The following is a 26,770-nucleotide window of genomic DNA, read 5'->3' as shown; positions in this document are numbered from 1 at the left end:
TTAAATCATTTTATTAAAAACATCAAAATAAAATTCTTAGTTATTTTTCTCCAAAGAGGATAATGCATTTAAAAATTGAGAGTAGTAAAAATTAGAATCAAATTCCTTAATAGAATTCACCCTGTTATACCCATTAAGGCCCATTTCATTTCTTAATTCTTTATTTTTAACAAAAGTAATCATTGATTTTTTTAGAGCTTCAATTAAATTTTTCTCTTTTTCAACTATAATTGCACAGTTTGTATCAACTACTTCCATTAAACCGCCAGAGTTTGTTGTAATTAGCGGAATTTGCATAGCCATGCTTTCTAGTGCCACTACACAAAATGCTTCTTCACACAAAGAAGGTATCACTACAACATCTGCTAAACCGTATATTTCGGGCATTCTACCTGCATCTATATATCCGGTAAAAAAAACTTTGTCATTAAGTGGAGCACATAGACTTATTAGCTCTTCAAAGTATGGATCTCTTTTTTTAACACTTGACCAAGGAGTTCCAACTATCATTAATTTTACGTTTTTATGATTTTGAATTTCTTTAAAAGCTATTATCAGTTCTTTAATGCCTTTTTCTTTGACAATTCTTCCGGAGTACATAAATATAATGTCATTATCGTTAATACTATATTTTTTTTTCAATTGACTAGTATTCTTTAGACCTTTTCGATTAAACTTTTGAATATTCACGCAGTTATAAAAAGTAGAAACATTATCACTTTTCGAAGTTTCTTTAAAACGTTTTTTTAAATATTCACTGACTGTTAGAGTATGAAAAGCTGTATCTCCAATAAATTCTGCTAAATACTCTGGCTTCGAATTACTTCCAATATCATTATGCAAATGAAAAATCAAATTATCTTTATAATTAGTTTTTTGAAATATATCTTTATATAACGTCATATTATTTTCTATCAATAAATAATCATAATCATCTTTTAAGTAATCTTTAATTAGGATATCTCCAAACACAATATGATATTCTTGCGTTTTTTTTACAACTTTAAGATAGTGGTGTTTTATTCTTCTAACCATTTTATGAAACCTTGATACAGGTATTTGAATAATTGAAGTATGTTTAAAATTGCAATTATTTAATTCTGGGCTGGAAATAGTATAAACGTCAATTTTATTAATTCCACTTTTTTCATTTTGTTCAATCATATTTGTAATCAGCATCTCTATTGCTCCACCCTTTACGGCTGGAACCGGTAAAAATCCTGGCGTGATAATACCTATCTTCATATTATACCTACCCTCCATTATAAAATGATGCATTACATTAAAATCATAAAAGTTTTTTAACATTTATTAATATGCTCTTTATCTATTAAGTTTAACAAGTCTAAAGAATATTTTGTGTTCACTTTTCTACAAAACAATTCTGTTCTATCTTTCAGAAAATTATAATCGTTGAGTGTAAATACCTTTATATCATCAGGGTATTCAAAATAATGCAAGTTTCTCCAATTAACTAATCCTTTTTTCTCTTCCTCTGGTCCTTCCATACTCGTTTTACTAAAATATTCAGAGTTAAATACAATTGTCTGAAAATATAATTCATCAACAGGGAACATGGATTTAAAGTAATTGTTAAACTTTTCTTGATTACTATAAACATCAAAAATATAATTTATACAATTTCCCGTCAAAGCCCATTGAGCACTACCCCAATAAACTTCATATTTCTTTTGATCATACAAATAACCACTTTTCATTTTTAAATCTAACCAAAACGAGGCTTTGTTAAATATTTTTTTGAAAGTATTAATTTGGTCGTAATATAAATAATATTTTGCTCTGCTATAGAAATACCTATCTTTTGAGTTAGTAACATTGCATCCTCTAATAAATTCAACGTCACTATTCTTTTTAAAAAAATCATAAATATAATCATTACTTTTTAGAGGATAATCTAATCCTTGCAATAAAACATATCTATCGTAATTTTCATTTTTAATCGCCTCTTTAATTAATGACATAGTGGCTTTAATAGCTGAGAATCCTCCCCAACTTACGTCGTATCGCTCATCTACAAAATAAACAGATTTATGATTAAGTAGTTGACACCTAAATTTTTCAATATCTACTTTAGCGTCGAGATGAATATAAATATCAAAATTTTCGTGTTCTGACAATTTTTTTGCTAGTCTCGCAATATGATTTTCGTCTGTATGGCATAAAATTAAGAAAGATACTCGCATCACTTAAGATTCCCTTCTAATATACTGTCCTATTAAAAACCACAGCATAATTTGACTTACACCCGGACCAAATGGATAGGTGAATTCAAAGATACTTACAATTAAAGAAAAAAGTAAAATCCAAATAGCTAGAGAGTTAGTCTTTATTCTTTTAATTTTTAAAATACCGTCTACAACAAAATACCATAAATATAAATATAAAATAACAAAAGGAATTGATCCTATAATCCCGTAAGAAACCCATTTAAACAGTATAAAATTATGCGGTGTGTAATAACCAAATTCAATTCCAGCCAATTTTCCTAATATGGGATTCTGTAAAGCAAAATCAAGAGCATAAAAGTATACATCTGTCCTTTGGGCACTTAATGAATTAAGGTCTGTAACATCATAATTTAGAGTTAAAGACTTCCATATAACATCTATAAAATAGTCAAGGTGGCCCAAGAAATACATGACAAGGATTGATATTGACAAAATTTGTATTATAAATAGGTTTTTATACGTTTTTTTGATTTTCAAATCAAATATAAAATACATAAAAAATACTATTAAAATAGCAACTATGCTTGCTCTGTTTCTAATTACTAGCAATGAAGAAATTAGCATCAATAGCATAGTGATTTTAAGGAACAAAGGAGAATATAAATTAAATTTCTTTTTATCAAATATCCATACACCTACTATTATTATTGAGATTCCAATTATAGGACCAATTTGATTTTTACTCGGAATAGAATAAATTTCAGAAATTTCAAAACCTCCACTATAATAAAGTACTGAACTAAACCCTAATATAGCTGCTAGAATTACATACATTCTAATTATTTTACTTAGCTCAATCTGTGTAAAATTTGTATTTAATGAACAGATCAAAATACCAAACGGAATCAATAATTCCATTATATTCACAGAGAATCCAAAAGAACCAAAAACTAAGAACAGAATAACATTGTAGAGAATAACAAATAAAAATATTCTAACCGTTTTATATTTGAAACTCTTGCTTAAATTTAATAAAGGGATGATACACAATAAAGCAAAAACAATATACAAAACCACTCGGATCTCAAAGTAAAAACTCTCATTTATGATTGGCATTTGTTGAACCACAGTAATTGCAATAAGAAAAGCTAATGTTCTTTTATATAAAAGTTCAATTTTGTTAATGTCTTTTATTTTCATTTTAAACCTTTCCCGTTTTTATATACTAAATGTTAATCCCGATTAAAAACTCTAAAATACTTATATAATTTGTCAGAAAATTTATCTGTCATAAATTTTCTGTGGGTATGCTTAAATTTTAAATCTTGACTATACGCTATACTTTCTTTAGCAATCATATCGTAAGAGAGTTCTTCTTTAAGATATACTGCATTCTTTTTAAACTCTTTCAATATATTTCTATTATTTATGAGGAATAATAATTTATCATATATTTCTCGAACCGAACCCTCATACAAGAAAATACCTGTTCTATCTATTAAATGGCAAGTACTTCCGTAATATCTAAGGATTAAAGGCAATTCCACTGCAATACAATCTTCTAGCAGAGTTGTATGTTGAGTGTTCCAAATTCCAATATCACTATATTTTAAAACTGATAAAGTATCCGTCCTATCTAACCAACCAAGATAAATAATTCTATTATCACTTTTGATTAATTCTTCAACTTTCACATCAAGAATATCGCCAAAAAGTACCAGTCGAACATCAGGATTAGTAAGTTGTTTAAATGCAATAATAAGTCTATCTACTTGCTTCTCTGGTGTAATTTTACCACCATGGGTTATAATTAAATTACCATCTCCAATTTTATATTTTAAAAGAAAACTTTCTTTTGATATGTTAACCTTTGAATTATCAACATCTGCCCCTATAGGAAGTAAACGGATTTTACTGTTATCAATTCCTAACTCTTCATTCAAAAATAAACACCTAGAAGGAGTCACTCCAAAATATACATCGATAAAGGGATCACATATCTTTAAAAAATTGTTCCAATAAATATTGTAGTAAACTTTCTTCCAAATTTTATTTTTACCTGATATATTCAAATCCGCGTGATTGTCTGTTGCAATAAAAACATGTGGATTATTTTTTTTATATTTCACTATAGTCCATAAGGACGGAGAGGTCACAGAATGATGAAAAATGTAGTCTGGTTTCTCTTTCTCAATATAACTGTATAAGTCATTAAAAATTACAAACCTACCTTTAAATTCACCTTTTATTCCAATTCTATTAACTTTGAATTCGTTTTCTATAAACTCCTTTTCTTCTTGTATGCGGCTTTGTCCTGCAAATCCATTAGATCTATTTGATGTCACTAAAACTACATCATGACCTAGCTTTTGCTGATAATAAGGTAATATATTTTCTTGATATCCCATACCTTCATTAAAATATTGCTGTATATGAAGTACTCTCATTATTTTCATTTCTCCTAAATATTAAGAAATATCATGCGATAATCTGTTAAAATACAAATTAATATAATCTAAATAGCGCTTATCCTTGTTGTAAAGAAGTTCTGCCCTTCGTCTACAAGAGTCACTGTCAAATTCAATTTCTTTATTCTTTATCTTATTCAGCGTTCTAATTAATTCATGAATGTCCCCTTTTCTCACAACGCGACCCGTAGAATCATCAACACTCTCAATACTGCCTCCAGTGTCAAAAGTTACAACAGGAGTACCGCATGCCAAAGCCTCTAAGTTAGTTGTTGGAAAATTATCTTCAAGAGTTGGATTTACAAAAACATTAGCAATTGAATAAATCTCACTTAGTTCTTTAGCATCATTAGTTTTGTTAATCCCAATAATATTTTTAGGTAATTTTTTAATTTGCTCATTCGTAAGTCCAACTAAAATTATTACTTCATCCTCATTTAGATGCTTGGACATTTCTAAAAAATATTTGTAACCTTTTCTTCTATCCCAAGTGCTGGCTACGCCTAATAAAATAAATTTATCTTTTAAATTGTGCTCTTCTATAAATTCACTTTTTCTCGGCATAAAAGTAATTAAATCTATTCCATTATTAATCACTTTTACTGGATAGTTTCGCAAAAAAGACTCTTTTAATAAATCAGCTAACCAAATAGAAGGTGTTACTATAGTAAGATTCTTCACACCGTTAAAGATTTGATTTTTTTTATGGAAATTTAATGTTGAATTGTCAAAAAACAAACTTGCAGGATAAGATTTTGTTTCAGGACACTGTGAACATTCAGTTTTCCATTTATCACAATTTGCAAAATCAAAATAAGCACAATGTCCAGTAAAAGCCCAACAATCATGTAATGTCCAGATAACAGGCTTATCTATTTCTTTAAGGAAATTAAATAGGGACTCTACATTTAAATAGTACCCATGGATGTTATGTAAATGTATAACGTCTGGATCAATCTTTTTCACTTTTTGAATAAAATTATTGGTAGCTCTCTCCGATCCAAAACCATGTAAATCGAACACTCTTGTTTTTATTAAATGTCTTAAGTTATTCGATTTATCTCCAATTTTGACTGTAAAATCGCTTTTTTTAGCTTCGCCTCTTCCAAAAGCTATATAACTTTCATGACCTTTTACATTTAAAGTCTCATGAATGTCCGTTGCTATTCTCCCTGTACTCCCTGTTCCACAAACTGAGTTAATCTGTAATACTTTCATTGATAGTCACTCCACACTACTCGTTTAACATAGTCTGTATAAGACAATATGATTCTTAACATTTTGTCAGAAACGTTAGGCATAGAGTAATCACTAACTTTTTTAATTGTACTTTCATTTTGAGATTCTAAAATCTGTAATCCTTGGAGAATTCTATCTTTCTTCAAACCTACCATCATTACTGCAGCTTCTTCCATTGCCTCCGGTCTTTCATGAGCTTGCCTTATATTTAAGGCTTTAAAACCTAAGATTGATGCCTCTTCACTAATTGTCCCACTATCACTTAAAACAGCCTTAGATTCAATTTGTAATTTTATATAATCATTGAACCCTAAAGGTTTTAAAACTTTAATTAAAGCATTAAATTTGATGTTTTTAGAATCAATCATATTTTTTGTTCGTGGATGAGTACTCAAAATTACAGGTAATTTATACTTTTCAGCAATTTCATTTATACTATGAATTAAATCCACAAAATTAGTTTCAGAATTAATGTTCTCATCTCTATGGGCTGAAACCACAAAATAATTCCCTTTACTTAAGTTTAATCTTTCTAATATTTCTGAATTTCTAAAGTCATCTCTTTTTGAATGGAGAACTTCAAACATCGGGCTCCCCGTTTTAATAATTCTATCTGCAGGAAAACCTTCTTTTAATAGATATTCTCGGGCAATATCACTGTACGTTAAATTTATGTCTGCAGTGTGATCTACAATTTTTCTATTAGTTTCTTCTGGAACTCGTTGATCAAAACATCTGTTTCCTGCCTCCATATGAAATATAGGAATTTGCTTTCTCTTAGCTGCAATAGCACATAAACAACTATTTGTATCACCTAATACTAAGAAGGCATCTGGTTTTACCTTTTCCAAAATCGGATCTATTTTTATTAAAATATTTCCGATTGTTTCAATTGAAGTACCCATGGCAGCATCCAAAAAATAATCGGGTCTTTTTAAATTAAAATCCTTAAAAAAAACTTCATTTAATTCATAATCATAATTTTGTCCAGTATGAACGAGGACATGATCAATAGCTGGCGAGTCTTCTAACTTATTTATTACTGAGGACAGTCTAATAATTTCTGGTCTCGTACCTACAACAGTCATAACCTTAATTTTTTTCATATAATTAAACCTCCAGATAATATGTATCAGGTTTTTCAGCATCTAATAATTCATTTGCCCACATTACTGTAACTAATTCTGATGTACCTACATTTTCTATACTATGAGTATAACCAACTGGTATATCAATAACTTCCATTTTATCCCCGCTTACAAAATATTCAATGACTTCATCAGAATATAATCTTCTAAATCGCACAACACCCTGTCCGCTGACTACTAAAAATTTTTCGTTTTTTGTATGATGCCAGTGATTCCCTTTTGTAATACCAGGATTTGATATATTAATTGATACTTGCCCTCGATCTGGAGTTTTAATGAACTCTGTAAATGATCCTCTAACATCTTCATGCATTTTTAAATCGTAGCTAAATTTATCGTTTGGTAAATAACTCAAATAAGTACTGTATAGTTTTTTGGAGAAAGCGTTAGACATATCTGGTATCATTCGATTCTCTCTACTATCTTTGAAAGAATAAAGTAATTCCACGATTTCACCTAATGTAACTGTATAACTCATTGGAACTTCACAAAAGTCACCTATTCGATTCTCTTTCCCATCTATTGATCTAATAAGCTCCTCAATCAAGTCATCTATATAAACTAAATTCATTTCGACATTATGATCGTTAATACTAATTGGGAAATCTCGCGCGATGTTATGACAAAAAGTAGCAATAGCGCTATTGTAGTTTGGTTTACACCATTTACCAAACACATTAGGGAATCGATACACCAAAACTTTAGCACCTGTATGGATATTATGTTCAAAAAACAAATTTTCTCCTGCTTTTTTACTCACACCATAAGGATTGTCTAGTGTAGCTTGAATTGAAGAAGAAATCATTACAGGACAATTATTCTTATGTTTTTTTAAAGTATCCAATAAAACAGATGTAAGTTCATAATTACCTTTTAAGAATTCGGAATTTTCTTTTGGCCTATTAACACCAGCAAGATGGAAAACAAAATCTGCATCTTTACAATATTGATTAAGCATTACTAAATCAGTTTCTCTTGTAAACTCATAAATATTTGTATAATTGCGATTCTTAAGCTCTGCTACAAGGTTTTTTCCAATAAAACCTTCTGAACCTGTTATTAATATTTTTTTCATTTAACCCAGTCCTTTAGTTGCTCTTTAACATAATCTAAAGTTAGTAATTTCCTTTTTATAGCTTCTACATTCAGCCGCTCAGTGTTGTGAGAATTGTATTCATCTTCTGAAGACAATTCTTGATCTCCTTCTTCAAAATACTTCTCATAGTTTAAATCTCTATTATCTACTGGAACTTTATAAAAATCGCCCAAGTCTTGCGCAACTATGTTTTCCTCTCTAGTCAGCAATGTTTCATAGATCTTTTCCCCATGACGAGTCCCAATTATTTTAATTTCATTTTTCACTTCAAACAACTCTACCAGGGCTTGTGCTAGGTCTTTAATTGTAGAAGCGGGGGATTTTTGAACCATGATGTCACCTGCATTTGCGTTTTCAAAAGCAAATATGACGAGTTCTACTGCTTCTTCTAAACTCATAAGAAATCTAGTCATATTAGGATCAGTAACTGTTAGAGGCTGCCCACTCTTTATTTGATCTATAAATAATGGAATAACAGATCCACGAGATGCCATTACATTCCCATAGCGCGTTCCACATATTAGTGTTTTTTCTGAGTCTACTGCCTTGGCTTTAGCAACAAAAACTTTTTCCATCATCGCTTTAGAAATTCCCATCGCATTTATTGGATAAGCAGCTTTATCTGTAGATAGACATATAACTTTTTTCACATTATTCTCAATAGCTACATTTAGGACATTTTCTGTGCCAATAACGTTTGTTTTTACTGCTTCCAAAGGGAAAAACTCACAAGAAGGAACTTGCTTTAAAGCAGCAGCATGGAAAATATAATCTACACCATACATTGCGTTTTTTAAACTATCTCTATCTCTTACATCCCCAATGTAAAATTTTAGTTTGTCATTTTTATATATTTTCCTCATGTCATCTTGCTTTTTCTCATCACGAGAAAATATCCTGATTTCTTTTATATCTGTGTCCAAAAACCTTTTCATAACTGCATTACCAAATGAGCCTGTACCACCTGTTATTAATAGCGTCTTATTTTTAAACATTTATTTATCCCCCAAATTAAGTAATATATCTTCTAATCTTTTTATAAACTGATCTTTGCTGTAGTTATCAGTATAATATCGATATGAATTTATTGCTAATTGTTCTCGATCGGCTTTATCACAAAAATCAGCAATTAAATCAGCCAATGATTTATAATCTTCAGCCTGACACACTAGCCCACACTCTGCATCAGTAATCACTTTTTTGGCTTCGCCATTAATGGCACATAAAATGGGTTTACCAGCGGCCATATAAGACTGAACTTTTCCTGGTAACGTGTATGATAAATTTTGATTATCCTTAAGTGTTAACAACATTGCATCAGCTAATGCATACAGTTTTGGCATTTCACTTACAGGACGTCTACCATAGAATTTAATATTATTTAGCTTTAAATCAGAAGTTATTCTTTTACACTCTTCAAGCCTCGAACCATCACCTACTATATGAAAAAATATATCTTTTCTGTTTTTTAAGTGGTTTGCAGCTTTAATAATAGTTTCAACGCTTTGTATTTCACCAATATTACCTGCAAAAACAAAATTATTGTTACCGTTATTCTCGTGTTTAAGCTTCTGAGAAAATAGTTCCTCAGCGTATTGAGGTAAATGATGTATATGTTTTGTTCTAATATTCAATGTATGCTCAAAGTAATCTTTAAACATATTAGAAGTTACTGTAATATAATCTGATGATTCATAAATCCATTTAGAGATTTTTTTGAAAATAGCATAAATTGTAGAACCTTCTTTTACGCCTCCTGCAACCAAACTGGCGGGCCACAAATCAAGACAATACAAAAGTATTTTCTTTTTATATCTTTTTTTATAAACTAGAGCCGGTATCGCCATAGTTACTGGTGATAATTGATTGACAAATACGACATCAAATTCATCTTTCATTAGTAAGGCTTTTAATGAAGCAGATATTGAAAAACTTAAATAATTTAGAAATAAATTTATTTTGTGTTTTCCACGTCCTATTTCAAAAGATCTAATTACATTTACCCCTCTAATTATTTCCTTTCTATTTCGGCCAAAACGATAGTCATTGAGGACTTTTCCTTCTGGGTAGTTAGGAAGCCCTGTCAGTACTGTAACCTTATGCCCTTTAGATACGAGCGCTTCACATATATCTGATATTCTAAATGGTTCAGGGTAATAATATTGACAAACAACTAATATTTTCATATAAAAACCCCTATTTTCTAAAAAATAATTATACTTTTCATATTAAATTTCATTATGTTTATTTTCTTTTGTGCTTGCAATTTCATTTTTGGTTACTATAGAACCCTCAACAATTCCTTCACTTTTGATAACACTAACAACAGTCCGTAATAAGCACTGAATATCCATCTTCGCATTAGCTTTTTCTACGTATTCTGCGTCTAGCCTTACTTTTAAGTATATTGGTAACTCATCTCTTCCATTAACTTGAGCCCATCCAGTTAATCCCGGTAAAATATTATTAACCCCATACTTATCTCGCTCTTCTATTAAATCGTATTGATTCCATAAAGCTGGTCTAGGTCCTACAAAACTCATCTCACCTACTAAAATATTCCAAATTTGCGGAAGCTCATCAAGAGATGTTTTGCGCAAAAAGTTCCCTACTTTAGTGATATATTGACCTGGATTATTTAGTTGATGAGTTGGAGTGTCTCGAGGCGTAGTGATTTTCATTGTTCTAAATTTTAAAATATCAAACTCTTCTTTATTTATACCAATTCGTTTTTGCTTAAATAATACTGGGCCTCTAGATTCAAGTTTTATTAGTATTACTATAATTATAAAAACGGGTGAAAGAATAATTAATCCTATAAATGAAAAAATACAATCTAAAAATCTTTTGAACTTAAAATACATGGAATGGAGCTCCTCACTTTATTGATTTTGCTAAAATAATTATTCTTCATTTTTAATTAAATTTGTAATTTAATTAATTAAAAAAAGTAAAGATAAGATAAAAATGCTATTACCGTTTTAAGGGAATAGCGAGAGTGGGTTTTAATTTTTTAAAATGTATTTTTAAAAATCAGTTAACTATTTTTTGATTTTAGACTTATACAGTGCTCTTCATATTTTTATTTTGCTTATAATCTTCTAGGGTTAGACAATCATTTGCCCAATTTACAAGATATAGACTCAAAGCCTCGGTAGTTTTAATTTTTTCCATTCGATTTAATTTTTCATCCAATTGTTTTTCCTCAGTCACAATACCAGTAAAAATTTTAGGGTAAACAGCTTCTGAATGTACTTCGCCTTCTTTCAGGAGTTCTTCGAACATCTTTTCACCAGGACGAATCCCACTAAAAGCAATTGATATTTGATCCTCAGTAAATCCACTTAATCTAATCATATTTCGAGCGAGGTCAACAATTTTCACTGGATCCCCCATATCGAGAACAAAAATTTCCCCACCTTCAGCAAGTGTCCCCGCTTGGATAACGAGACGACTAGCTTCAGGAATCGTCATGAAATATCTTGTCATATCAGGATGAGTCACCGTCACCGGACCTCCTTTTTCAATCTGCATTTTAAATAGTGGAATGACCGACCCGCGACTTCCTAGTACGTTTCCAAAACGGACGACAGCATATTTTGTTCGGCTTTTTTTTGCTAGGTTTTGGACAATCATCTCAGCTACTCGTTTTGTCGATCCCATAACATTTGTAGGATTAACTGCTTTATCCGTAGAAATCATGACAAATCGTGCCGCACCATACTCATCAGCCATTTCAGCAACATTTTTTGTACCGTAAATATTGTTCTTTACAGCTTCGTGCGGATTCGCTTCCATTAATGGAACATGTTTGTGTGCTGCTGCATGAAAAACTAGATGAGGCAAATGCGTCTTAAAGACATCCCGTAACCTTTTAATATCTTGTACATCGGCAATAACTGGAATGAGTTCTACACTTAAGTTTAACTCACGTAACTCACGCTCAATTAAGTAGATACTATTCTCACCATGCCCTAGCAACAGTAATCTATCTGGGTTAAATTTTAATATTTGACGACAAATTTCTGATCCGATAGATCCTCCTGCTCCTGTAACAAGAACCGTCTTGCCTTCAACTTCTGATTGAATTCCAGAGATATCGAGCTCCACAGGCTCACGCCCTAATAGGTCGTCAATTGACACTTGACGCATTTGATTAACAGCTACTTTTCCAGCTGCAACTTCCTCAATCATCGGTAGCGTATGGACATTTGTACAAATAGCTTTCGCTCGTTTTATAAGTGTAAGACGTTCTTGATAATTCATTGAAGGAATAGCGAACACAATTTTATCAATCGCATGATTCTCAACAACATTTTCTAATTGTTCGAGGGTTCCCAACACTCTAACACCGTTAACAGTCAGATTTTGAAGGTGAATATTATCATCAATAAACCCGACTGGATTCATCCGATGATTCTCTGATTGGTTAATTTGACGGACAAGCATTCGACCAGCCTGACCGGCACCAACAATCAAAGTTCGCTTTTCAGATTTACGACGCTTCATGTTTCTTCCGCCTAGGACTAAGCGGCGATCCTGTTTCCACGTCACATAAATTCTTGATCCTAGGCGGATACCTCCTAACAATAAAAGCGATAAACAAAAACTAAGGAATAACATTCTTTCCATTGCTTCTCCGTAAATAACAAACTGGATGACATATAAAGTCACTGTACTCATCATAAGAGTCACTGCAAGACGGATGGCTTCTGACATACTTGCAAAACGCCATGCGACTCGATAAAGGCGACTTATCCCTGCCATTACAATGAATAATGCACTGTAGAGTAAAGCAGACTCTACAAAATGATTACGATTTACATTTCCAACAAATTCAATTGGGTATAAAAAGAAATATGTTACAAACATTGAAGATAAAATCGCAATAATGTCAAGAATCACCAAAACGCCTGTCCGAAATGATTTTCGACCTAGTTCAGGAATCGACAATTACTTTCCCTCCCTTTAATTGATTGCGCCCATAGAAGTATATTCTTCTACTAATTGTGTAATCATCTTTAATACGTCATCATGCAAGTCTTCTCTAGCCAATGCGAATTCTAATGTAGTTTGGATAAAGCCAAGTTTCTCTCCAACATCATAGCGCTTACCCGAAAACTCATACGCAAAGACACGTTGAACTTCGTTCAAGCGCGTGATTGCATCTGTCAATTGTATTTCACCACCCGCACCAGGCACTTGAGTCTCTAAAAACTTAAAAATTTGGGGTGTGAACAAGTAACGACCTAGAATTGCTAAATTTGATGGTTCTGTTCCTGAAGCTGGTTTTTCAACGAAGGACTCAACTTTATGCAGTCCACCTTCAAGCGATGCTTGAGGATCTACGATTCCATAACGGTGTGTTACATCTCTCGAAACCGGCTGCACTCCAATGATTGAACTTTCTGTTTTGTTGTATTGTTCAATCAACTGCTTCGTACATGGTGTCTCTGCTTGAACAATATCGTCACCAAGCATAACAATAAATGGTTCGTCCCCTACGAATGCCTTAGCTTGAAGTACAGCATGACCGAGACCCATTGGTTTTGACTGACGGATAAAATGAATATTAATATTCGTCGTCTCTTCTACAAGCTTTAAAAACTCTGATTTCCCCTTCTCAATCAATTGTTGTTCAAGCTCTGGTACAGAATCAAAGTGATCTTCAATCGCTCGTTTGCCTTTACCCGTAACAATCAAGATATCTTCTATACCTGATTCAACCGCTTCTTCGATAATGTATTGTATCGTCGGTTTGTCGACAATTGGCAACATTTCTTTTGGCATTGCTTTTGTGGCTGGTAAAAAACGTGTACCTAAACCGGCAGCCGGAATTACGGCTTTCTTTACTCGTTTTGTTGTCATCTACTACACTCCTCTATGGATAAATATATATTATATGTCTGATTCATAGAAAAAAGGATGTAACTTACATCCTTTCAAAATTATAAATTAAGGGTATCACTTTCGACCTAATATAAAAACATACGAGGAGTAAAATAAACCTAAAATCGTTCGACAGTTGTCGACAAAAGAATCATATTTTAAGTTGAATTGTCAATAATTAGTCTTTAATAATATGCTAATTATTTTTTCCATCTTCCTCGCCAATTTTTAGTCGGTAGCGTAGGTGGATCAATGAATACAAAGTCGTCTTTCATGATAGATTCCGCATTGGCTACATAATTCTCCCACTTGTCATGTCCAAGTTCTTCTCGAACAACCTTTTCGACTTCCGTCCAATAAAATGTTCGACGGCCTGTGCTATGGGCATCTGATGCGATTAAATGACTCAATCCATTACGGAGGAAAGCGAAGGCGAGTTCCTTCACGTTCTGACCGAACTCTCCTGTCAAACTACTGGTCGTAATCTGCGAAAGCGCACCAGACGAGACGAAGTCCATTAATCGCTTTGGATTGATAGCAAATTCTTTATTGCGTTCAGGGTGGGCGATAACTGGCATGTATCCTTCCGTCTGAAGTCCGAAGAATAATTGTTCAGCATAAGCAGGGACAGAGTCACTCGGAAACTCCACGAGAACATAACGTGACCCAGCAAGAGATAACGCTTTACCTTTCTCTAATGACTCCACAAGGTCTCCAAAGATGCGAATCTCTTGTCCAGCATATAAGTCTAATTTAATTCCTTCTTGACGTAGAACATCCTGTAACTTCGTGACAGCACTCGATACATCGAGCTGGCTTGTATCAAACTGCGGATGAAACGCGTGGGGGGTGACTACGATTGCAGTCACCCCTTCACTTACCGCGCGCTTCGCCATCTCGACCGCTTGTTCGACTGTTTCCGGACCATCATCGACGGCCGGCAATAAGTGACAATGGATATCAATCATGGCACGTTCTCCTTTTATTCGTATGCATAGTAGTAATAGTAATCGTCGCTGCCCTGTGGCTCACGTTTGTTCAACACTACACCCAAAATATGAGCCTCGGCGAGCGTCAATTGTTCTTTCGCTTTGACGACCATTTGGCGGTCTGACTTATCACAGCCTACCACGAGAACGACACCGTCAACCTTGCGGGCTAAGAGGCGTGTATCCGCTACTTGCATCATCGGAGGTGCGTCTAAAATGATGATGTCATAATTCGATTGTAATTCTTCTAAAACTCGATCCATCATTTTTGATGATAATAACTCTGATGGGTTTGGCGGAATTGGACCTGCAGCAATTAAATCTAGGTTTTCAATTTGAGTGGAGTGTGTTGCCTTTTCTACTGTCGTTTTCTTAGCCAACACCGTTGAAAGGCCAATCCCATTCGAAAGGCGGAACGTGAAGTGAGCCGTCGGGCGACGCATATCACAGTCGACAAGCAACACTCGTTTTCCTTGTTGGGCATATACAACAGCGAGATTTGACGATGTTGTCGATTTTCCTTCACCGGATGATGCTGAAGTGATGACCATCGTTTGTAAATCATCATCAACAGCGGTGAATTCCAAGTTCGTCCGGATGGTACGATATTGTTCTGAAATTGGCGATTTTGGTTTGTGGACAGTAATCAAATCGCGTCCTGTTTTGTCGTATTTGATATGCTTGCTTTTCTTTTTTCCAAACTTAAACATGGACTTGTTCACCCCTCACTTTTGCTTGGTGTTGTTTTTGCATCTCGACTTTATCAATTACTGGGATTGATCCAAGAACCGGTAGTTCCAGAATATTTTCAACATCTTGCTCTGTTTTGATCCTACGATCAAGCATCACTCTAAGGAAAGCGATGGCTACTCCAATCATTAGACCAAGTAATGTTGCTATTGCCGTATTCAATAAAATGTTTGGACTAATCGGAAACATAGGGACTGAGGCATTTGACAATACTTTTACGTTATCGACACTCATTAGCTCCGGTACTTCTTTCGAAAAGACATCGCTAATTTCGTTGGCAATGTCAGTTGCTAGAACAGGGTTCGTATGTTGAACTTTAATATTAATGACTTGTGAATTTTGTTCACTGTTGACTGAAATCAAGTTCGCAATTGTATCGGGTGCGCCAACCACATTTTCTTGAACTTGCTCTAAGATAGCAGGACTTTGAATGATAACGCGGTAAGTATTAACAAGTGTCACTGATGACTGAATTTGACCACTATCAATCGTGTTGTTTTGAGACTCTTTAGGGGCAACTAATACTTGTGTAGAAGCTTCATAGGTAGGTTGAATCACATACGAACTAACTAAAAAAGCGAGAATTGCTGCGAGAATTGCTAAACTCACGATGAGCCATTTGCTTCGTTTTAAGATGGAGAATAATTCTCCAATAGAAATTGTTTCTTCTTTCATGTTCGTATTTTCTCTCCTCTGTTCTTTAAAGTCACTCCTGGAAAAATTCCGCAGATAATATTTAACAACGCCAATACCAAAACATTATAGCAAAAATCCTCACAGTTGATGACCCATTTTTTAAAATTTGGTTTTTTTGGTATGTAAATCTGATAAACTTTGTTAGGAAGAACTTAACAAAAGGAGGAGACAATAGTGCACGTTAGTGAGCGCCTACTCCAGTTGTACGCAGACACGAATGCGGCAACACGTACAAAACTGCAAGATACCATCAAACAAAATTTAGGGGACGGAAAATCATTGAGTAAGTCCTTTGAAGAATTGACCTGTTCAACGTCAGAATCGCTCCCAACGGAAGAAAAATCGGCCGTCGATTTCGCTGCTTGGATCAAAGACGGTAAAAAAGATGCCACATTTCTTCCATACTATGTGTCTTTACTCGAGATGCATAACGATGTGTTGAACAAAGAAGCGACGAGTACGCAATCGAATCCTATTGACAAGACAACGGTCAATGAGACTTCAGTTATTGAAAAAACGGTCGTAACTGCTCCTGAACCAGCCGTAGTCGAAGCTCCAAAAGTGGAAGAAAAAACATCCACTCCAAAGCAACGTTATATGCCAGAGGCGCCAGTCCCATCACGAGCCGAACGAGCGAAGTATCAACGCACGATCGAGCCGGCAAAACCACGCCGAAGATCCGGCAAGTGGATCGGTGTGCTTTTCCTCCTCGCTTTACTCATAGGAGGCGGCTATATCGGGTATCCATATGTACTGGACTTGTTGGAACCAAAACAAGAAGCCAAGGTCGTCGAGGAAGCACCGAAGCCGGATCCTGAACCGGTCGTTCAAGAGCCGGAGACAAACTACGTCTGGCTCGCCTCGAAAAACGTCAACCTCGTCTCAGAGCCAAACGGCACGACGGTCACCTATATAGGAGATATCGGCGATCGCTACGAGATTTTGAAGGAACAAGACGACCATATCGAAGTGAATTTGGATGGGACGACAGCATGGGTTCCGCTCGATTCGGTCACGACCGACTGGCCGACACGCGACTTGACCGATAGCGCCCTACTCGACTGGGTGAACACGAATTTGAACAACGATTGGCTCGGCGAAGCGATTCCTGATTTCTTCGCCATGAATGAAGCGGCACTCACGGAGACGATCGGCGCGCCGTATGGCCGTGAGACGGATGCGTTGAACGCCTATGCGTTCTATAACGGTGGGTTCTTCGTCATTCAACAAGACAAAGTACACGCCATCGATTGGACAAACACACAAACGACGCGCGAGGTATTCAGCCCGCTCGGCGAACCAGTCCTCGAAACTGACGATGCAGTGGTTTACGAGAGTGAGACGTATTCACTCCGCTTATTTGAAGGCACAAACGGTCAGACCCGGGTGCGCTTGACAGAGAAATAATCAATAGAGGATTTTTGGAAGGGGTCATTCATATGAACACTATTTTAGTCACAGGCGGTGCCGGTTATATCGGCACCCATACCGTCTTACAGTTGCTTGAAACAGGTCACGACGTCATCGTTCTGGACAACTTATCGAATAGCCGCCGCGAGGCGCTCGAACGCGTCGAGGCGTTAACGGGAAAATCGGTCACGTTTTATCTCGGCGATATCCTCGACCGCGAATTGCTTGAACAAATCTTTTTGACGCACACAATCGATGCCGTCATTCACTTCGCTGGATTAAAGGCTGTCGGCGAATCGGTATCCGAGCCACTCCGCTACTACGAGAACAACGTCGTCGGCACGACCGTCCTCCTCGAAGTGATGAACGCGTTCGACGTGAAACGAATTGTCTTCAGCTCATCGGCGACCGTGTATGGTATGCCGGAACGGACACCGATTGACGAGTCGTTCCCGCTCAGCGCGACAAATCCATACGGACGGACGAAACTGATGATTGAAGACATCATGCGCGACCTTGCTGTCGCCGACCCATCGTGGAGCATCGCCCTATTGCGTTACTTCAATCCGATCGGCGCCCACAAATCGGGTCAAATCGGCGAAGACCCGTTCGATATCCCGAACAATTTGATGCCGTACATCACGCAAGTCGCCGTCGGCCGCTTGAACGAACTGAGTGTGTTCGGTGACGATTACGACACACCGGACGGGACCGGCGTCCGTGACTATATTCACGTCGTCGACTTGGCCGAAGGTCACTTGAAAGCACTCGACTACGTCATGGACCATACCGGTGCCGAAGCGTTCAACTTAGGGACCGGGACCGGCTATAGCGTCCTCGACCTCGTCCATGCGTTCGAGGCCGAGAGTGGTAAAGCTGTTCCATACAAAGTAACGCCACGCCGACCGGGCGATATCGCCATGTGCTTCGCCGATCCATCGAAGTCAAAACGTGTACTCGGTTGGGAAGCGAAACATGACGTCCGCGCCATGTGCCGCGACGCTTGGAACTGGCAATCGAACAACCCGAACGGTTACCGGGCATAAGAAAAACGGCTGACACGAGAACCCTTAAGGTTCTTCTGTCAGCCGTTTTGTCATGTCGACTTCAATGATTTCTGGTTCTTTGCCTGGTGTGACGAGCACTCCAAAGTCAAGGACGGCAATCACGATGGCGATGCCCGCGAGTGCCCACGCGGCGTCGAACGTGAACTCGCCGACGATTAATCCGAACAAGACGAACGCTGCGAACATCAAGTAGTAAAACTTGCGCCAAATCGTCCGGTACTCGATTGCAAACTCACGGTCCCACAGGTAGAAAAATACGAAGCCCGCTAATGCGATGAACAACGTCGCGAACATCCAATACGAAAATGAATGGAACGTAAGACTCAAGACATGCATAAATAGTGACTGATTCATCGGAATTCGCTCCTTAGGTGTATGTAGGATTTTGTCATGGAAATTCCTTCTATATCCATTCTCCTACCAAATGAATCATGAGTCAATACACCTAAATCACACAATTCAATTTTGAATCAAAAGTCCTATTCAGATTCCACCCAAACAAACCCATACGCATCGAGGTCAATCGTCTCGACCGGCTCACCTGTGAACAAGTTCGTCCCGCTCGTCCGCACGGTCACTGGCTCACTGCTGATGTTCGTATACAGCATGAGCGTCTCCCCTTCACCCTTCCGTTCAACCGTGAAGACGCGCTTGTCGGACGTATCGATTCGCTGCTCGGCATAAGGCGAGAACGCCGGATGCGTCCGTTTGACGTTCAACTGGCTGATGATGCCGGAGAACACTTGCAGGCGATACGGGTCCTTCTTCAGCTCTTGGATGAGCGTGTCACGGTCGACCGGCGTCTGGACACCGAGTAGCGTCCGGTAATCAACAGCCGGTATGCCTTGGAGCGAGAACAAGATGCTGTGGGCCGCGAGAATCATGTCGACGCTCGGCTCAATCAAGTTCTTCTCGAACGGGTCACGTTCATGAATCGACAAGAAGTTGAAGTACGTCTTCCCTTCTTCCGGCGCCTCGATCCGGTTCGCCCAGTCGGACAACTTTTTGGCATCCCCTTGCGCGAAGGCGAGCATCGTGTGTGAGGCGAGGTCGAAGTGACAAATCGCATCGGCGACGCTGATGTACGAACCGAGCTCCGACACGTCCCCTTCATAGGCGAGAATCAACTGGCCATGCGGTTTGTAATGATGGATCACCGCGTGCCAAAGTTCGATAACGCGTTGGATGCTTTCTTCCGGCATGCCCCGGAACGACTGGACGTGGACACGCAGCTTCGTCGCGCCTTGGGCGAGCCGCTCGATGAAGGCGTCCGTCTCCTCGAGTAGATTGAACTGTAGCTCGTTGTAGACGTCGGGCTCCGTGTCATACATGAGCTCGAACTCGTGCTTGAAGCGTCCGAGGTCCTCATACAACCGGATACGCGGATTGATGGCCGTATCGGTCGGCTTGGCTGGGTACGGGAACAGCGAGACGAGATATAAGTCGCTGATGGACGCCTGGACGTGTTCCTTCAACAAGTCATGGAGCGCATCCAAGTCCGGACTCCCGTCCGTCGTGACGGCGTTGGCGTCGATCATGAGCACGCTCGTCTTCTCGCTCACACCTTCCCCGTCATGCCAATGATGCCCGTCCCACTTGGTGAACAGTTCTTGCCAGTCTTCCGATGTATGGTCGTCCTCTAATCGATTGATGATCGGTTCAACAGTTTCCCAAAGCATGTGATCCCTCCTCAGTGTTTCTTTATCACTCCCACCGATACACGATTTTCAAACGCAAAAAAAGCCGTCCCTAAGGACGACTCAGTTCATCAAGCGCTGTAGCTCCGCTTGGACATCGGCGAGCGAGGCTTCATTCGGATGCCAGTAATAGATGCCGTCCGACTCCAGACCGCCCGCTCCTTCGATGCGGAGCGTGCTGGCGTTGCGGAACGCCTTCATATAGTCCGTCGACAACGCCACGAGCTCATTGAACTCGATGTTCGTCTTGGCCCGGTTGCCGGCGACGTCTAACAGCTTCGTCACTTTGTCGACCGAGAAGTCAGAACGTCCCTTCTCGACGATGGCCGCGACGACGGCGCGTTGCCGCTCCTGCCGACCGAAGTCCCCGTTCGGGTCGTCGTAACGCATCCGGGCGTATGACAACGCCGAGGCCCCGTTCAAATCAACTTGTCCGACCGGATATGAGTAGCCGTCCGACGAGAACGCGAAGTTGTTCGTCACCGTTATGCCGCCGAGCGCATCGACGACCTCGGTGAACGCCTCCATGTCCGCCTCGACGACGTAGTCGATCGGGATATCGAGTAACCCTTCGACCGTATTCATCGCCATCTCAGCCCCACCGAACGCGTAGGCGTGGTTGATTTTATCGTTCATACCTTTGCCAACGATTTCTGTCTTCGTATCGCGTGGGATGCTGAGCATCGCCCCTTCGTCCGTCGTCGGGTTGAGCGTCATGACGATGATCGAGTCACTCCGTCCCTGCTCCCCGTCACGGCGGTCAATCCCGAGCAGTAACACCGATACCGATTCTTTCTGTTCAATCGTCTCGACTTGTTTCCGTTCTTCGCTGATTTCCAAATTGTCGTTCACTTTCGTCACCGTCTCATTGACGTCCCGGTACATCGACCAGACGAACAGACCCCCGGCGACGAGGAAAATCGTCAGAACGCCGAGCGTGATTGCCAACACCTTTTTCCAGCGTGATTTCTTCTTATGTCTCGCCATGCGTGCACCTGCTTTCAAAATCGTTAGATATGGATATAATTCCCGCTTCACGTGTTGTATTATAGCACGTTGTCAAAAAATGCTAACCATATCTTTTCAATTTTTATGGGAAATGCGTCTTATAACGGGTGCGCCGCATATGGTCGGGCCAAGCCGCGTTGATTTCAGCACCGAGCAACATCGTCGCCGCCGTCAAGTAGAGCCAGATTTGCAGCAAGATGACGATGCCAATCGTCCCGTACGTATCGCCAAACATCGAGAACTGGTCGACGTAGACGCTATAGCCCGTCGACAGCATCTGCCAGGAGATGACGGCGAAGATGGCACCTGGGAGCGTCTCTTTGAATTTGACTTGTTGTTGCGGGGCGATCTTATAGAACATGGAGAACGCGAAGATGAGGATGATCGTCGACAACGTATAGCGCGCTAAAGTCGCTAATCTGTCGAAGTCCTCGAGCATTGGGAACCACGTGTACATGAGCTCGACGAACTCACGGCCAAAGATATGGAACACAATCAAGATGACGGCACCAACGCTGAAGGCGATGAGCGTGAGCAAACCAATCAACCGGCGGACGACGTAGCTCCGGGCCTCCGTCTCCCCGTAGGCGAATACGGTCAGCTTGACGAGACGGGCCGTCCCGTTCGATGCCGACCAGACGGCGATGATGGCCCCGATTGAGACGAGGCCGGCGTTGATGTTGCCGCTGACGTCATAGACAATCGACAGCATGTCGCGCACGCTCGAACCCGGAATGAGGATCTCGATCTGTTCGATCAACAAGGCGTCATCGATGCCGAACCACGCCATGACGGCGAACAAGAGGACGAACGTCGGGAAGATGGCGAGAAACCAAAAGAACGCGAGCGTCGCGCTATAGTCATTGATATGGTGGTCCTTGAACCGATGGCGGACGTCGATGACGAGGCGGATCAGGCGGTCGAGCACTCGGGTCACTCCTTTTCTTCTTATTATCGCACATATTAAAACGCCCCATCCGAATTTGGATGAGGCGATGCGTCACTGTTCCATCAATTGTCCGAGATACGACTTCACGTCTTCGAGTGAAGCGGCGTCTGGATTCCAGTAATAGATGCCGTCGCTTTCTTTCCCGCCCGTTCCTTCGAGGCGAAGGACGTCCTGGTTTTTGAAAGCAGCCATATAGTCGCTCGAGAGCGTCCGGATGTCTTTGAACGTCATGTTCGTCTTGGCGTTGTTGCCGAGCACGTCGAGCATGTTGTTGAATTTCGAGATCGAGAAATCATCTTTGCCTTTATTGACGAGCGCCGTGATGACATCACGTTGGCGCTCCTGGCGACCGAAGTCTCCGCTTGGGTCGTCGTAGCGCATGCGCGTGTACGCGAGCGCCTCTGAACCGTTTAGCGTGAGTGCGCCCGGTTCGAACGTATGCTCACCTGACGTGAACGCCAAGTTGTTCGTCACGTTGACGCCACCAAGCAGATCGACCGTGTCTTGGAAGCCCTTCATGTCGACTTCGGCCACGTAATCGATCGGGATGTCGAGTAGGTTCTCGACCGTGTCGAGTGCCATCTCGGTTCCACCGAACGCGTAGGCGTGGTTGATCTTATCAGAAGTCTCTTTGCCGACGATTTCCGCCTTCGTGTCACGCGGGATGCTGAGCATCGCGCTTTGATCTGTGTTCGGGTTGAGCGTCATGACGATAATCGAGTCGCTACGACCTTGTTCATCGGCACGACGGTCGACGCCGAGAAGAAGCACCGAGATCGGCTTCTTATCGTTGATGGCTTCCGTCGTCATCCGTTCCGGGCTGAGGCCCGTCGACTCGTTCAACCGTTCGACGGTCGAATCGACTTGATTATATAGATATGTAGCTACCCCGACTCCGATGAGCAGGAACAACCCTACTACGATTCCCGCGATGATCGCGATGCGTTTAGCGGGCGAACTCTTTCTACGGCGTTTCTTGACTCTCTTTTTCTTTTGCTCTTCCATGACATAACACCTTTCCTCGAACCCTTGAATGAAATAGACCAGGTTTTAGTTTAGCACGCAAAACATTGCGACTTTTTAAATTATTTGTAAAAAAGGTAAATGATTGCCGAATGATGTCGAAATATTCGTTCGTTTTTAAGTATCGGATTTACCGATTCAATTGTTTAGCTTCGCGCGCACAATCTTTGGTAAGGTTACCACTCTTTTAAAATGCTGAAACCGTCATCAGATTTCATTTATACGTATAAGGTCCCATTTTCGAAGTAGGACCTATGCGAAATCATGTCAATATTTAGTCGAATGTGCTGTTTTATAGGTATGTTTCCTTATATTCAAAAACCTTCATGGGACAAATGGATGATTTTTTGTAATAATTGTCTTGTTCACATTAAAAATGTAAATATAAAACCAATTTGATGGTCGGAGGAGATCGGCAGATGCGTTACGTCGTCACGTGTTTTTTAGAGAAAGAGGAGCCTTGCACGTTTATCGTTTATGGAGCATCAATCCATGAGGCCGCATTCACGTTCGAGAAGACGTTGAAAGAAGCGAGTCCCTTAAATGACTATGTCGAGTTGAGTGACGGCAAGAAAGTGAAAGTCGGTTCGATTCTCGCCTACCGCATCGATGAAGTAAAGCCCCTCTTTTGAAGTCTATCCATTTCGGGTAACCCTTATAAAGAAACCAAATCAACGAACGGGGTGAACCGATATGGAATTAGGGATGATCGGACTTGGGAAGATGGGGATGAACTTGGCGCTCAATTTGACGGACGGCGGGCACCGTGTGCTCGGCTACGACCCGGGCAACGTGTCGACGAGCCAGTTCGAGACGACGGCAACACTGCAAGAAGTCGTCGAGAACTTGAAGGCGCCGCGCGTCGTCTGGGTGATGGTACCTGCGGGAGACGTGACCGAGCACGTCTTGAACGACCTACACGCGCTTTTATCACCGGGGGATATCGTCATCGACGGCGGCAACTCGAACTATAAGGAATCGATGCGGCGGGCCGAGCACTTCAAAGACAAGCTCATCTACTTCTTTGATGTCGGGACAAGTGGCGGCATGGAAGGGGCGCGTCACGGCGCCTGCACGATGATCGGTGGAGATTTAGAGGCGTTCGGCAAAATCGAGGAGTTGTTCCACGACGTGTCGACGGACAACGGCTATTTGTACGCCGGTCCGAGTGGCAGTGGCCACTTCTTGAAGATGATTCATAACGGGATTGAATACGGCATGATGCAAGCAATCGCCGAAGGGTTCGAGATTCTCGAGAAGAGCCCGTTCGAGTACGACCACGAGCAAGTCGCCCGCGTCTGGAACCACGGCTCGGTCGTCCGCTCGTGGCTGATGGAGCTGACCGAGAGCGCGTTCCATAAGGATGCGAAACTCGACGAGATTAAAGGGGTCATGCATGCGTCGGGTGAAGGCAAGTGGACGGTCGAGACGGCGCTCGAGTATGGGGTACCGGCACCGGTCATCGCGATGTCGCTCATGATGCGGCAACGTTCGCTCGAAGAGGACACGTTTTCCGGGAAAGTTGTCGCTGCCCTCCGGAACGAGTTTGGTGGACATGCGGTGGAGAAAAAATAAGCGGGGTAAGCGTCGGTCGAGTCGAACTCGGGCGACGTTTTTTTGTACTGTGACAGTTATCCGCTCGTCTCGTTGCGAACAAACGTTGATATGAATGGGATTTCTATACATTTGGCGATTAAATGTACTAATTTCTGTAAAACTCTTTTCGTTTCAGCAGGCGTATGATGAAAGAGCAGCATATCTTGTGACACAGAAGGAGCCGGCATGATGCGTAAACTTCACGACTATAACGTCTACATCCCGAAAGAGCTGTATGAGCCAGGAGACAGGCCCGTGTTCCGGAGACGGAATCATAACTGGCAGGACATGGAGGCATGCTTTGACAAACTCGTCGCCCAAGCGTTCCATGCGTTCGAGCATGGCGGGTACTTCTTATGTCAGGCGTACGCTCTGGTCCACACCCGTATTCACATGCTCAAGCTGAAACGAACGTGTGAGGATGGCCGCGGCGTCGAGATGCACGTGACTTATTTGCATGAAATGAAAGATATCTACGTCATGTTTTATATTGACGGTGTAGCGACCCGGGCGCGAACGGCCTGGCTGTCGAACGGGATTCTGATTCTCCAGCCGGACTCGTATGAGAATTGGCTCCACTTTGAACCATGCTGGGTCGGGGATCATTTCATCGACGAAATCTCGATTTTATTGCTGAAAGAGTTCCGCAAGATCGAGCTCCGATCAAGGTTCTAATGTGAACAGCCCCTAGATGTCTAGGGGCTGTCGCGCTGTCCGTCACTCCATGACGTTGCCTTCCGCCGGGATTGGAGTCTGCTTCAATAGGTTCGCGAAATGGTAGAGGTTGTACGCCATGACACGACCGTTCTTTTTCGTGAAGGCGTTATCGCGGCCGGCCTCGATGTATGAGTCGCCCGGACCGGCCTCACCGACCCAATACGTGTCGACGTTCGGCGGGACAGTGAAGCCGATATGGGATAGCCCGTACAAGATGGACGCACAGGCATGTTTCGCCCCGTCCTCGTTCCCTGTCACGACGACACCGCCGACTTTGTTGTAATAGATGGCCTGGCCTTTATCGTTCGTTAAGGCGCTTCCTCCGTATAGCCGCTCGATGACTTGCGTCGCGACGCTGCTCTTCTCACCGAGCCAAAGCGGTGTCCCGATGATGAGGATATCGGCCGCCTTCACTTTCTCGAAAATTTGCGGCCACTCGTCACCGCCCCCTTCATCTTCTGTTACTCCGAACGCGACGTTGTAGTCGACGACACGGACGATCTCCGAGTCGACCCCGAGTTTGTCGAAGTGTGGAATGATATCTTTCATGAGCCCTTCCGTGTGCGAGGTCGTGCCCTCGCCTTTCAACGAACAGTTCAAGAATAAGGCTTTCATCGAATCCCTCCTTAGATGATCAACAGTTAGGTGTTCCCGGTCTAACGAAGGGATAATCGTTATGGTATGTCAAAAACGACCCGGCATCTATGTGATGACGGGTCGTCTTAAGAAAGTTAAACGAACATATGTTCGTTTTATAGTACAGCGCAAACAAGCGCCTATATATTCGCTTTTTCTATTTTTAGCTTAGCAAATCCCGCAACATAAGTCTATTCTTTCTC

At 40.4% G+C, this 26,770-nt stretch carries 26 protein-coding genes; 5 read left to right on the top strand and 21 right to left on the bottom strand.

From position 1 onward, the window contains the following. Positions 1–36 precede the first annotated feature (36 nt). The 15 genes from KNP67_RS05865 to KNP67_RS05795 all read right to left on the bottom strand — a co-directional run bounded on the left by KNP67_RS05865 (position 37) and on the right by KNP67_RS05795 (position 16,443). Positions 37–1,245, bottom strand: a complete 1,209-nt coding sequence (locus KNP67_RS05865; RefSeq protein WP_214756199.1) for a glycosyltransferase family 4 protein — start codon at positions 1,243–1,245, stop codon at positions 37–39. 56 nt (positions 1,246–1,301) lie between these two features. Next, positions 1,302–2,204 (bottom strand): beta-1,6-N-acetylglucosaminyltransferase, encoded by a 903-nt coding sequence (locus tag KNP67_RS05860; RefSeq protein WP_251130820.1) that lies wholly within the window; start codon positions 2,202–2,204, stop codon positions 1,302–1,304. A gap of 3 nt (positions 2,205–2,207) precedes the next feature. Then, positions 2,208–3,389, bottom strand: coding sequence for a hypothetical protein (locus KNP67_RS05855; protein ID WP_214756196.1), 1,182 nt, complete (start codon positions 3,387–3,389; stop codon positions 2,208–2,210). 32 nt (positions 3,390–3,421) lie between these two features. Beyond that, on the bottom strand, positions 3,422–4,636 hold the full coding sequence (locus KNP67_RS05850; protein WP_214756194.1) for a glycosyltransferase family 4 protein: 1,215 nt from the start codon (positions 4,634–4,636) through the stop codon (positions 3,422–3,424). A gap of 21 nt (positions 4,637–4,657) precedes the next feature. Next, positions 4,658–5,875 (bottom strand): glycosyltransferase, encoded by a 1,218-nt coding sequence (locus KNP67_RS05845; RefSeq protein WP_214756193.1) that lies wholly within the window; start codon positions 5,873–5,875, stop codon positions 4,658–4,660. Then, the gene (gene wecB, locus KNP67_RS05840; RefSeq protein WP_214756192.1) at positions 5,872–7,002 is read right to left on the bottom strand and encodes a non-hydrolyzing UDP-N-acetylglucosamine 2-epimerase; all 1,131 of its coding nucleotides are present in this window, start codon (positions 7,000–7,002) and stop codon (positions 5,872–5,874) included. The genes KNP67_RS05845 and wecB overlap by 4 nt, the downstream gene beginning before the upstream one ends. Before the next feature lie 4 nt (positions 7,003–7,006). Further along, positions 7,007–8,119: a capsular polysaccharide biosynthesis protein CapF gene (locus tag KNP67_RS05835; RefSeq protein WP_214756191.1), complete on the bottom strand. Its 1,113-nt coding sequence runs from the start codon at positions 8,117–8,119 to the stop codon at positions 7,007–7,009. Then, a complete protein-coding gene (locus tag KNP67_RS05830) occupies positions 8,116–9,135 on the bottom strand; it encodes a nucleoside-diphosphate sugar epimerase/dehydratase (RefSeq protein WP_214756190.1) in 1,020 nt (339 codons plus the stop codon). The genes KNP67_RS05835 and KNP67_RS05830 overlap by 4 nt, the downstream gene beginning before the upstream one ends. After that, on the bottom strand, positions 9,136–10,326 hold the full coding sequence (locus KNP67_RS05825) for a glycosyltransferase family 4 protein (protein ID WP_214756189.1): 1,191 nt from the start codon (positions 10,324–10,326) through the stop codon (positions 9,136–9,138). A 42-nt stretch (positions 10,327–10,368) separates the two neighbouring features. Beyond that, positions 10,369–11,004, bottom strand: a complete 636-nt coding sequence (locus KNP67_RS05820; RefSeq protein WP_214756188.1) for a sugar transferase — start codon at positions 11,002–11,004, stop codon at positions 10,369–10,371. A 196-nt stretch (positions 11,005–11,200) separates the two neighbouring features. Continuing rightward, a complete protein-coding gene (locus KNP67_RS05815) occupies positions 11,201–13,093 on the bottom strand; it encodes a polysaccharide biosynthesis protein (protein ID WP_251130795.1) in 1,893 nt (630 codons plus the stop codon). Positions 13,094–13,108: 15 nt separating this feature from the next. Next, positions 13,109–14,008 (bottom strand): UTP--glucose-1-phosphate uridylyltransferase GalU, encoded by a 900-nt coding sequence (galU, locus tag KNP67_RS05810; protein WP_214756187.1) that lies wholly within the window; start codon positions 14,006–14,008, stop codon positions 13,109–13,111. A gap of 221 nt (positions 14,009–14,229) precedes the next feature. After that, complete coding sequence (locus KNP67_RS05805) at positions 14,230–14,997, bottom strand: tyrosine-protein phosphatase (protein ID WP_214756186.1); 768 nt, start codon at positions 14,995–14,997, stop codon at positions 14,230–14,232. Positions 14,998–15,011: 14 nt separating this feature from the next. Further along, on the bottom strand, positions 15,012–15,728 hold the full coding sequence (locus KNP67_RS05800) for a CpsD/CapB family tyrosine-protein kinase (RefSeq protein WP_214756185.1): 717 nt from the start codon (positions 15,726–15,728) through the stop codon (positions 15,012–15,014). Next, on the bottom strand, positions 15,721–16,443 hold the full coding sequence (locus KNP67_RS05795) for a YveK family protein (protein ID WP_214756184.1): 723 nt from the start codon (positions 16,441–16,443) through the stop codon (positions 15,721–15,723). The genes KNP67_RS05800 and KNP67_RS05795 overlap by 8 nt, the downstream gene beginning before the upstream one ends. A gap of 195 nt (positions 16,444–16,638) precedes the next feature. On the opposite strand from KNP67_RS05795, the gene KNP67_RS05790 reads away from it, so the two are divergent. Together KNP67_RS05790 and galE are read left to right on the top strand one after the other, a co-directional pair. Next, a complete protein-coding gene (locus tag KNP67_RS05790; protein WP_214756183.1) occupies positions 16,639–17,871 on the top strand; it encodes a hypothetical protein in 1,233 nt (410 codons plus the stop codon). A 32-nt stretch (positions 17,872–17,903) separates the two neighbouring features. Beyond that, positions 17,904–18,920: a UDP-glucose 4-epimerase GalE gene (gene galE / locus KNP67_RS05785; protein ID WP_214756181.1), complete on the top strand. Its 1,017-nt coding sequence runs from the start codon at positions 17,904–17,906 to the stop codon at positions 18,918–18,920. Positions 18,921–18,944: 24 nt separating this feature from the next. Here the strand turns inward: galE and KNP67_RS05780 are convergent, their stop codons facing one another. The 5 genes from KNP67_RS05780 to KNP67_RS05760 all read right to left on the bottom strand — a co-directional run bounded on the left by KNP67_RS05780 (position 18,945) and on the right by KNP67_RS05760 (position 23,600). Beyond that, positions 18,945–19,295, bottom strand: a complete 351-nt coding sequence (locus tag KNP67_RS05780) for a hypothetical protein (protein WP_214756180.1) — start codon at positions 19,293–19,295, stop codon at positions 18,945–18,947. A 125-nt stretch (positions 19,296–19,420) separates the two neighbouring features. Next, entirely contained in the window at positions 19,421–20,620 is a 1,200-nt protein-coding gene (locus KNP67_RS05775; RefSeq protein ID WP_214756179.1) for an alpha-amylase family glycosyl hydrolase, read from the bottom strand. A gap of 81 nt (positions 20,621–20,701) precedes the next feature. After that, positions 20,702–21,625 (bottom strand): LCP family glycopolymer transferase, encoded by a 924-nt coding sequence (locus tag KNP67_RS05770; protein WP_214756178.1) that lies wholly within the window; start codon positions 21,623–21,625, stop codon positions 20,702–20,704. Positions 21,626–21,728: 103 nt separating this feature from the next. After that, on the bottom strand, positions 21,729–22,583 hold the full coding sequence (locus KNP67_RS05765) for a YihY/virulence factor BrkB family protein (protein ID WP_353048248.1): 855 nt from the start codon (positions 22,581–22,583) through the stop codon (positions 21,729–21,731). A gap of 63 nt (positions 22,584–22,646) precedes the next feature. Next, on the bottom strand, positions 22,647–23,600 hold the full coding sequence (locus KNP67_RS05760) for an LCP family glycopolymer transferase (RefSeq protein WP_214756177.1): 954 nt from the start codon (positions 23,598–23,600) through the stop codon (positions 22,647–22,649). 437 nt (positions 23,601–24,037) lie between these two features. On the opposite strand from KNP67_RS05760, the gene KNP67_RS05755 reads away from it, so the two are divergent. From KNP67_RS05755 to KNP67_RS05745, 3 genes are all read left to right on the top strand, one after another. Further along, the gene (locus KNP67_RS05755) at positions 24,038–24,250 is read left to right on the top strand and encodes a hypothetical protein (RefSeq protein ID WP_214756176.1); all 213 of its coding nucleotides are present in this window, start codon (positions 24,038–24,040) and stop codon (positions 24,248–24,250) included. 61 nt (positions 24,251–24,311) lie between these two features. Further along, positions 24,312–25,193, top strand: a complete 882-nt coding sequence (gnd, locus tag KNP67_RS05750) for a phosphogluconate dehydrogenase (NAD(+)-dependent, decarboxylating) (RefSeq protein ID WP_214756175.1) — start codon at positions 24,312–24,314, stop codon at positions 25,191–25,193. Between the two features lie 210 nt (positions 25,194–25,403). Further along, positions 25,404–25,889: a hypothetical protein gene (locus tag KNP67_RS05745; protein WP_214756173.1), complete on the top strand. Its 486-nt coding sequence runs from the start codon at positions 25,404–25,406 to the stop codon at positions 25,887–25,889. A 42-nt stretch (positions 25,890–25,931) separates the two neighbouring features. On the opposite strand, the gene KNP67_RS05740 is transcribed toward KNP67_RS05745, so the two are convergent. Further along, positions 25,932–26,546 (bottom strand): flavodoxin family protein, encoded by a 615-nt coding sequence (locus tag KNP67_RS05740; protein ID WP_029594790.1) that lies wholly within the window; start codon positions 26,544–26,546, stop codon positions 25,932–25,934. Positions 26,547–26,770: the final 224 nt, after the last annotated feature.

Origin of the sequence: Exiguobacterium sp. s157, from assembly GCF_018618205.1 — a bacterium.
Taxonomy (GTDB): Bacteria; Bacillota; Bacilli; order Exiguobacteriales; family Exiguobacteriaceae; genus Exiguobacterium; species Exiguobacterium chiriqhucha.
The sequence above is the reverse complement of the archived record's forward strand: the minus strand, read 5'-3'. Positions and strand labels throughout refer to the sequence as shown.